We start from the raw sequence: 8,982 nt of genomic DNA on the forward strand, positions 1-8,982 counted from the left end.
AGCGGCCGCCGAAAGGCGGCCGCTTCTCTTCTTTACGCCTGCTCCAGGGCCAGAAAATTCTCTATGATCTCCTCCCCCCGAGCGTGTACCCGGTCAAAGTCCACATGGGGATTATAGATGGCCTCCAGCTCATCGTGCATGGCCTTGGCCTGAGCCAGGGCGTCCACCGCCTCCTCCATGAGGGCGGCAGTCACCTTCCGGGCAAAGCGCAGCCGGGCCCGGCTGCGCCGCAGCAGCTCGGTGTCCACCATGGCCTCCAGCCGGATGCGGCGGTAGGGCCGGCGGAGCCAGGGCTGCTCGGGGGTGGTGCTCACAAAGGCCAGAGACAGATCGGGAACGATCAGATGGGCCATCCGGTCAGGGAACATGGGATCGGGGCAGGCCACCACGTCGTGGCCCGCTGCCATGGCCCCGGCGGCCAGGCAGGTGAGCATGGTGTGGGCCAGACCATAGGTATCGCTCAGCTCATATACCCTGCTGCACTGAGCCTCCACCGTGCCGTACTCCCGCAGCACCCCCTGCCAGGTCACCGCCCCCAAAAACCGCTGTACCGACCGGCCCGCCTGCTCCCCTTCCCGCTTCAGTTCCCGGGACAGGATGCCCTTGGCCCGCTTGGCCATCTTGGCCTCCAGGGCAGGGGTGAGCAGCAGGGCCCGCCCGTCCTCCTCCAGCTGGGCGGCAGCGGTGAGGCAGCGGTAGGCCCGGGCGTAGCAGGCCTTATAGCCCTTCATGCACCCTTTCAGTTCAGTCCCCACCGCCTGGAGTGCCGCCCGGTCATAGCAGGCCCCCAGATCCACATAGCTCTCCACCAGGCCGGGATATTTGGGCTCCACCACATGGGGGGCGGTGCCGTCCACCACCGCCGCACCCAGGGCGGGGATGATGACCGCATCCAGGGAGTCGGGATCGCCGGAGCAGCGGATGTACTCCACCGAGTAGCCCTCTTCCTCCATGGCCCGCCCCACCTGCTTCATCAGGGTGGATTTGCCGCAGCCCGGCCCGCCCTTCAAAATGCGGATGTCCCGGGCCTTCTCCGGGTCCAGCATCTGATCGTAAAGGGAATAAAAGCCGGTGGGGGCATTGGCCCCTAAGTAATAACAGATCCTTGCCTCTGCTTCCATAAAAAGACCCTCCAAGAGTAAGTTTCTCACTCTCAGGGTATGCGTGGGCAGGTTGGACGGTGCGCCGGTCACATCTTGTCCCGGTAAAAGTAGAGTAATTCCTCCACCAGCATGGCCGCCGCCGGGGACAGGGGGCTGGAGCGCCGGTAGAGCAGATAGAACTGCCGCTCCAGCAGGGGGCTCTCCGGGGCGAACACCAGGATTTTGCCCTCCTGAGCCGCCTCTTTGGCGGCGCAGCCCGACAGGATGGAGATGCCCAGGCCATTCTTCACCCCCTGGAGGATGCTCTCAGTACTCTCCAACTGGGCTGCCATAGTCAGATTCTTAATCTCCAGGCCGATGCCCTTGAGATACTGCTCGGCCTGCTTGCGGGTACCGGAGCCAGGCTCCCGCATCAGGAAGGGGGCGTGTCTCAGGATCTCCGGCGTCATCTGGCCTCCCAGGGCCTGATACTCCGGGGTGTTGGGGGTGGCAATCACCAGCTGTTCCGCGAAGAAGGGGACGCACAGCAGTCCCGCTCGCTGGACCGGAGCCCCCACCAGCCCCAGCTCGGCTCCGTTTTCCACCATCCACTGGACCACCTGGCCGCTGTCCCCCTGCCGGACCTGGAAAAACACGTCGGGGTAGCGCTGGCGCAGCAGGGGCAGGATCTGGGGCAGCAGGTACTGAGAGGGCACGGTGGAGGCCGCCACCGACAAAGTCCCCGAGATGGAGGAGGCGGCGGTGCGCACATCCTGGGCCGCCCGTTGGCACAGGCCCAAAATCTCGGCGGCGTACCGGCTGAGCACCCGCCCGGCGGCGGTGAGCCGCAGTTCCCGGGTGGAGCGCACCACCAGCTGGGTCCCCAACTCGTCCTCCAGAGCGGCTACATGGGCGCTGACGGTAGGCTGGGTGAGATAGAGGGCCTCCGCCGCCTTGGAAAAGCTGCGCTGGCGCGCCACCTGTAAAAATGCCTCCAGTTGTTTGAATTGCATGGTAAGCCTCCGATTGCTTTTTTCGTTGAAATAAGATACACTGTTGCTAACAAACATTCAGGGGGTGATGAGATGCCGTATGAGAAGCTGCGCCTGACCGCCATGACCACGGCCGGTGGGTGAGGGGCCAAAATAGGGCCGGGTGTCCTAAGGAATGTATTGGCGGGCCTGCCCAAAGCGGCGGACCCCAACCTGCTGGTGGGTTATGACTCCAGCGACGACGCCGCCGTCTACAAGGTCAGTCACGACGTGGCCATGATCCAGACGGTGGACTTCTTCCCTCCGGTGGTGGACGACCCCTATACCTTCGGGCAGATTGCCGCCACCAACGCCCTCTCCGACGTGTACGCCATGGGGGGCGAGCCCCGGCTGGCCATGAATCTGCTGGCCTTCCCCTCCTGCCTGCCGGTGGAGGCGGTGGGAGATATTCTGGCAGGAGGCGCCTCCAAGGTAACTGAGGCCGGAGCAGTGATCGCCGGCGGCCACAGCATTGAGGATCAGGAGCCCAAGTACGGCCTGTGCGTCACCGGGCTGGTCCATCCCCGCCGCATCCTCACCAACAGCGGGGCAAAGGTGGGGGACATCCTGGTACTTACCAAGGCGCTTGGCACCGGCATCCTGTCCACCGCCGCCAAAGCCGAGCTGCTGGAGGAGACCGACTACAAGCAGATGGTGGAACTGATGACCACCCTGAACAAGTACGCCGCCCAGGCGGTGGGGTCTATTGCCCTCAGCGCCTGCACCGACGTCACCGGCTTCGGCCTGGTGGGCCATGTGAAGGAGATGGCGGAGGGCAGCGGCACCACCATGGAGCTGTGGGCGGGCAAGGTGCCCATCGTACCCAAGGCTCTTGAGCTGGCACGGGACGGCATCATCCCCGCCGGCGCCTACCGCAACATGGACTTTACCGCCGGCGACACCCTGGAGGACTCCGCCGTCCCCCGGGAGGTGCTGGACTGTCTCTACGACCCCCAGACCGCCGGCGGACTGCTGTTCAGCGTACCCGAGCGCCAGCTCCACGCCCTCATGGGCCGGATGATGGACGCCGGGGTACCCGCCGTGGCCGTGGGCGCGGTGCGTCCCAGAGGGGAAAAGCTGGTCCACATCAAGCCATAAGCAGACAAAAGGGCTGCCGCACGTTGTGCGGCAGCCCTTTGTGCGTTTTCCCATTATACCTCTCTTTATTGATTTTTTCTATATCTTTCATTTCATTTATGGAAAATTCGTATTTCAAATTTTTGTACCCCGGCGCTATAATCTGCTTGAGAGAAAGTTTGTTTGCTTTCCTGAAAAAAAGTTAGAGAGGTGTTGTGTGTGACAAAGCTTAAAGGACACCTGCCGGTTATTCTGGCCGGGCTGGTGGTAGGCATCGCCTCGGTGGTGCTGGTTGCTCTGGGCAACCCGGTAAACATGGGCTTCTGTATCGCCTGCTTCCTGCGGGACATCGCCGGCGGCGTGGGGATGCACCGGGCCGCCATTGTGCAGTACATCCGGCCCGAGATCATTGGCCTGGTGCTGGGCGCCATGATCATGGCCCTGGCAGGCAAGGAATTCAAGGTGCGGGGCGGCTCCTCCCCCATGACCCGGTTCGTGCTGGGCTTCTGCGTCATGGTGGGCGCCCTCATGTTCCTGGGCTGCCCCCTGCGGATGGTCATCCGCCTGGGCGGCGGCGACGGAAACGCCATCCTGGGCCTCATTGGCTTCATCATCGGCATCTTCGTGGGCACCCTGTTCCTGAAGGCAGGCTTCTCCCTCAAGAAGTCCCAGCCTCAGCCCAAGATCGAGGGTGTGCTCATGCCCGCTGTCAACGTGGGCCTGCTCATCCTGGTGATCGCCGCTCCCGCCTTCATCTTCTTCTCTACTGAGGGTCCCGGCTCCATGCGGGCCCCCATCGCCGCCGCCCTTATCGCCGGTCTGGTGGTGGGCGCCATCGCCCAGCGCAGCCGTCTGTGCATGGCCGGCGGCATCCGGGACGCCATGATGCTGAAGGACTTCCACCTGCTGATGGGCTTCGTGGCCATCTTCGTGGCCGTGCTGGTGGGCAACCTGATCGTGGGCGGCATGGGCCTCAAGGGCGGCTTCAACCCCGGCTTTGCCGGTCAGGCCGTGGCCCACACCGACGGGCTTTGGAACCTGCTGGGCATGGTGCTGGTGGGTCTGGGCTCCGTGCTGCTGGGCGGCTGTCCCCTGCGTCAGCTCATCCTCTCCGGCAGCGGCAACAGCGACTCCTCCGTGGCCGTGCTGGGCATGGTGGTGGGCGCCGCCTTCTGCCATAACTTCGGCCTGGCCTCCTCCACCGACGGCCCCAGCTTTGCCGGCAAGGTGGCCGTCATCATCGGTCTGGTCCTGGTCTGCGCCATCGGCGCGGGCAACACCAAGAAAGCGTGAGGTGAACGGTATGAATCAAGTGGACGCCAGAGGCTACTCCTGTCCTGAGCCGGTGCTCATGATCAAGAAGGCCCTGCAAAACGGCACCCCCCTGGTGGTGCTGGTGGACAATGAGACTCCCCTCCAGAACGTGCGCCGGTTTGCCACCAACAATGGCTACCAGGTGACCTGGAAAGAGGTGGGGGAGGACTATGAACTCACCATCACCAAGTAAGGAGCACATCGCCACCTTCCACACCCACTTCGGGGCCCTCACCTTCCACAAGAAGCTGAAAGCCCTGGGAGACAACGCGGTGATGATGCCGGTGCCCCGCAAGCTGTCCGCCTCCTGCGGCACCTGCGTGAAGTTCTCCCTTCCCTTCGACCACGCCTGGGCCGATGAGGATCTGGAGGCGGTCTACCTCCATGAAGAGGGAAACTACCGGCTGCTCTTCGAGAACGAGGAAACCTGAGAAATCCCCCCGGATGTCTTGTAGCATCCGGGGGGATTATGCTATACTAAATAAAAAAATGGGGGAGCGGACGCAATGGACACCATGATCATCGGCATCGCCGGGGGCACCGGCTCGGGCAAAACCACCCTGACTCTGGGTCTGAAGGAGCGCTTTGGGGACTCGGTCTCCATCCTCTACCACGACAACTACTACAAGCAGCACGACGAGATGCCCTATGAGGAACGGTGCAAGCTGAACTACGACCACCCGGACGCCTTCGACACCCAGCGTCTGGTGGAGGATCTGGACGCCCTGCGCCGGGGGGAGACGGTGTACAGCCCCACCTACGACTACACCATGCACAACCGGGCCGCCGAGACGGTGGAGGTCCGTCCCGCCAGGGTGATCCTGGTGGAGGGCATCCTCATCTTCGTGGAGCCCGCCCTGCGAGAGCGGATGGACATCAAGCTCTTTGTGGACACCGACGCCGACGTGCGTATCCTCCGCCGCATCATGCGGGACGTAAAACAGCGGGGCCGCTCCCTGGACTCGGTGGTGCAGCAGTACCTCACCACCGTCAAGCCCATGCATGAGCAGTTTGTGGAGCCCTCCAAGCGGTACGCCGACCTGATCGTGCCCGAGGGGGGCCGCAACCAGGTGGCTATGGACATGATCATTCAGCGCATCCGCAGCCATATCGCCCTGGAGTAAGCTATTTTCTCACAAAAAGGGGACCTGCCTCATGGCAGGTCCCCTTTTATCATTGAAATCGGTAGCCCTTTTGCTGCAAATTCTGGAGAAAGCCCATGAAATGCCTGTGATCCCAAAAGTCCAGCAGCCGCCAGCCCTCCATGGGGTGGAAGGAGACGATGCGGGCCTCATCCTCCAGCCACAGCCGGTGAACCCTCTCTGTTACCATCATGTTTTCAGCAGCGCCTCCTCCAGGGTGCAGACATAGGTCAGCGTTCCGTCCTTGTACTGGTATACGCCCTCTACTCCATCCACATCGGCCAGCACCAAATCACCATATTCCAGCTGGATATTCCCGATGAGCCTCGTGATGTCGGCAAAGTCGGCACCCAGTTCCCGGGCGGCGTCGGTCTTGTGGATCTCATCGCCATAGAAATCATAGATGATCACATTATTTTTCTCGCCCGTGGGCCAGGTCAAAGCCTCCTGGAATCCATCGTCGTCCAGGTCGTAGAGCTCCACATTGGTGTTCTCCCCGGCGGCCATCAGGTAGAGATAGAGCTGCGGGTCCTCCACGATGGCCGATTCGTTGACCATATCTCCCACATAGCGCAGCAGCACCGTATAGGGCTGGGACTGGATGGCGTAGACGCTGATGTGGGAATCCCCCGGGCCGTTCAGGTACAGGCACAGCCCGCCGTCGGCATCCATATAGGACTCCGGGTCCTCAATGGACTCCAGCCTGGCCGCCGCTGCTTCCAGCACCTCTGCCTCCGTTCCGGTACGGGTCAGCTCGGTCTCCTGGTTACAATCTACCCACACCAGGCGGCTGGTCAGCCCGCTGGCATTCTTCAGTACAGACTCCATGGCCAGCCCTTGCCCCGACAGGGTAATCCGGCTGTCCGGGGTGAAGCTCTCCGCCATAAGGGCCATCACCTGGGGCTCAATGGCGATGTGAGGATAATCGGTAATGGCGGTGTCCTGCCACTGGATGGTGATCCTCCAGCATCCCTCTGTCCCCTCCACATAGTAGTAGCGGTAGTTCCAGCCGTACCACTGGGCCTCAAAGACCCGTCCGCTGTCACCGGCAGGGGTCATGCCCTGGGTATCCCCCGCCAGATAGTCGGCCAGGTTGGTCTTGGTGTAGTCCACCGTGATGGCCGAGCCGGTATTGTACTGGGACACCCATACGCTGTGGACCGGGTCCGCCGACCACTGGGTCCAGGCCATCACAGGAACATAGAGATACCAGCCGTCCCCGTCGTACCGGTGGACCGGATAGTTGCTGGGCTTGGAGTCCTCCGACGGATAGGTGATCTGTTCGATCCAGTCCCCCACATAGAGCGGCAGATCCAGGCCCTGGTCGGTCACATACCAGTCGTAGATAGCCTCTTCATAGCTTTTGTGATAGCCCAAGAAATCGAAGTTGTCGTTGACGACCTGATCGTAAAGAACGTCATAAGTGCCGTCGGGGTAGCGCAAGGCGACGATGTTGTGCCCACCCTGGCCCTCCAGGTCAAACCAGCCGTCCTTCTCGTACATACCGCCCACCAGGGCAACTTCTTCGGCGGGAACGTCCAGCTGCACCAGGTAGTTAAAGGTCCAGGCCTCCAGGGTGCCCTCGGGGGCCAGTCCTTCCACCTCGCCCATCTTGTCCAGCCAGGCCACCTTGGTGCCGGTGACCTGGGCAGTGGCCTCCTCGGTAGTAGCTGTCCCGTTGGAGAATTTATAGTAGGTTACCTCTTTGACACTGTCCAAGGTCTGCTGGGCAAAGTCCTCCACACTCTGATACTGCCCGCTTTCGCTGGAAGGAGTCTGACTGGCCTGTCCGGCAGGATTGGCGGCACAGGCGGCAATGACCGCCACGCAGGCCACCCCAGCCACCAGGGACAGCCACATACGGGGCCGCTTCCACCGCAACAGGTTGCGGATACGCCCCTTGGGGTCTCCCTCGCCGAAAGCCAGAGGAGTACCCGCGATGGTGAGCCGCCCGGTGGCCAGCGCCAGCAGGGAGGCCGAGTAGTCGGCCTTGACCCGCTCGCCCAGCTGCCGCACCACCGCTTCGTCGCATCGCATCTCCATGTCCTTGCCCGCCAGAATGAAGGCCGCCCACACCAGGGGGTTGAACCAGTGGAGGCACAGGGCGGCAAAGGCCAGCACCTTCACCACATGATCCAGATGGCGGATGTGGTACTGCTCATGGCGGATGATGTAGCCCATCTCCCCCTGGGTCAGGGTGGAGGGCAGATAGATCCGAGGCCGCACCAGTCCCAGCACAAAGGGGGTGGAGATGTGGTCGGCCAAATAGATGTTGTCTCGCAAACGCAGACTACCAATCAGTTTGCGCCGCAGCCGGAGCAGGGCGAAGATGCTGTACCCCGCCATGCCCAGCACGCCGGCCAGCCACACCCAGGCCGCCACAGCGGCCCAGTCCACGGTGGGAGCGGTCTGCTGTTCGGGGGCCACAGGAGCCACAGGATCAGAGGCGGGCGTTTGGGGTTCCACCGGCACCTGCTCGGTCTGGGGCTGAAGGGCCTCCGGCTGCCGCTGAGGCTGCACATAGGTGACGGTGCTCACCACCGGGCTTGCCTGTTTGGCCGGGGCGTCCAGGGCCCCCAGCAGAGAGATGCCAGAGGGCAGGGACACCGGGCACAGCAGCCGGAAGAGCACCACCGCCCACAAGGCGTAGGAAAAGACCTTTGGGGCCCGCTTCAGGGCCAGTCGGGCCGCTATCACACACAGGATCACGATACCCGCCGTGAGGCTCATGTTCAAAAGGGTCGGAAACAGCGTCTGAGATAAGAATGCCGTCATCTTAGGTCACCCCCTGTTCTCATCGATGAGCTGCTGTAACTGCGTGATCTCCTCCTGGGACAGTTTTTTCCGGCGGGTGAAGGCGGTGAGGAAGGCAGGCAGGGACCCGGAAAAAGTCTCCTCCACAAATTCCTCGCTCTGCCGGGCGTAGAACTCCTCTTTGGATACCAGGGCGGTCACCACCCCGTCCTGATTTTGAAAAATGCCCCGCTGGCACAGCCGCTTGAGCACCGTGTAGGTGGTGGACTTCTTCCAGCCCAGGGCCTCCTCCGCCTGGCGCACCAGCTGGGTGGAGGTCATGGGTTCCCCCTGCCAAATGAGATCGGCAAAGCGGGACTCCACCGCCCCCAGTTTCCAATCGCTCATAGGATCGCCTCCTTTGGTCTACTACTTGTCGTCCTCACCTGTAGTCTACAGTCTATAGACCATTCTGTCAATGACAATCCGGTTACAAAAAAGGGGCTGTTGCAAAATGTGCAGCTCGTACAAAGACCCGTCATTCCGAGAAAAACGGCCGCCCACCGGGCGGCCGTTTTTCGTGGGAATCCGCCCCTTTTGCCG

At 62.3% G+C, this 8,982-nt stretch carries 10 protein-coding genes; 5 read left to right on the forward strand and 5 right to left on the reverse strand.

The window, feature by feature from the left end:
• Positions 1 to 32: 32 nt before the first annotated feature.
• Together IHN22_RS11615 and IHN22_RS11620 are read right to left on the reverse strand one after the other, a co-directional pair.
• Positions 33 to 1,121: a hypothetical protein gene (locus IHN22_RS11615; RefSeq protein WP_300986555.1), complete on the reverse strand. Its 1,089-nt coding sequence runs from the start codon at positions 1,119 to 1,121 to the stop codon at positions 33 to 35.
• Positions 1,122 to 1,189: 68 nt separating this feature from the next.
• On the reverse strand, positions 1,190 to 2,095 hold the full coding sequence (locus tag IHN22_RS11620) for a selenium metabolism-associated LysR family transcriptional regulator (RefSeq protein WP_158098728.1): 906 nt from the start codon (positions 2,093 to 2,095) through the stop codon (positions 1,190 to 1,192).
• Between the two features lie 72 nt (positions 2,096 to 2,167).
• Here IHN22_RS11620 and selD point away from each other — a divergent pair, with 72 nt between their 5' ends.
• From selD to udk, 5 genes are all read left to right on the forward strand, one after another.
• Positions 2,168 to 3,211, forward strand: a complete 1,044-nt coding sequence (gene selD / locus IHN22_RS11625) for a selenide, water dikinase SelD (RefSeq protein ID WP_191435510.1) — start codon at positions 2,168 to 2,170, stop codon at positions 3,209 to 3,211.
• Positions 3,212 to 3,409: 198 nt separating this feature from the next.
• Complete coding sequence (yedE, locus tag IHN22_RS11630; RefSeq protein WP_242955386.1) at positions 3,410 to 4,483, forward strand: YedE family putative selenium transporter; 1,074 nt, start codon at positions 3,410 to 3,412, stop codon at positions 4,481 to 4,483.
• Between the two features lie 10 nt (positions 4,484 to 4,493).
• A complete protein-coding gene (locus IHN22_RS11635) occupies positions 4,494 to 4,697 on the forward strand; it encodes a sulfurtransferase TusA family protein (RefSeq protein ID WP_191435512.1) in 204 nt (67 codons plus the stop codon).
• Positions 4,675 to 4,935 carry a DUF3343 domain-containing protein gene (locus tag IHN22_RS11640; protein WP_191435514.1) on the forward strand — a complete coding sequence of 87 codons (261 nt, stop codon included), beginning with the start codon at positions 4,675 to 4,677 and terminating at the stop codon, positions 4,933 to 4,935. The genes IHN22_RS11635 and IHN22_RS11640 overlap by 23 nt, the downstream gene beginning before the upstream one ends.
• 75 nt (positions 4,936 to 5,010) lie before the next feature.
• A complete protein-coding gene (gene udk / locus IHN22_RS11645; protein WP_191435516.1) occupies positions 5,011 to 5,628 on the forward strand; it encodes a uridine kinase in 618 nt (205 codons plus the stop codon).
• A 49-nt stretch (positions 5,629 to 5,677) separates the two neighbouring features.
• On the opposite strand, the gene IHN22_RS11650 is transcribed toward udk, so the two are convergent.
• The 3 genes from IHN22_RS11650 to IHN22_RS11660 are packed head-to-tail and all read right to left on the reverse strand — an operon-like array spanning position 5,678 to position 8,787.
• Entirely contained in the window at positions 5,678 to 5,839 is a 162-nt protein-coding gene (locus IHN22_RS11650) for a hypothetical protein (protein WP_158094670.1), read from the reverse strand.
• Positions 5,836 to 8,421 (reverse strand): M56 family metallopeptidase, encoded by a 2,586-nt coding sequence (locus IHN22_RS11655; RefSeq protein WP_191435518.1) that lies wholly within the window; start codon positions 8,419 to 8,421, stop codon positions 5,836 to 5,838. Before IHN22_RS11655 ends, IHN22_RS11650 begins: the two co-directional genes overlap by 4 nt.
• Before the next feature lie 6 nt (positions 8,422 to 8,427).
• Positions 8,428 to 8,787, reverse strand: coding sequence for a BlaI/MecI/CopY family transcriptional regulator (locus tag IHN22_RS11660; protein ID WP_191435520.1), 360 nt, complete (start codon positions 8,785 to 8,787; stop codon positions 8,428 to 8,430).
• Positions 8,788 to 8,982 lie beyond the last annotated feature (195 nt).

It is taken from the genome of Flavonifractor sp. An112, from assembly GCF_904377885.1.
GTDB classification, from domain to species: domain Bacteria; phylum Bacillota; class Clostridia; order Oscillospirales; family Oscillospiraceae; genus Flavonifractor; species Flavonifractor avicola.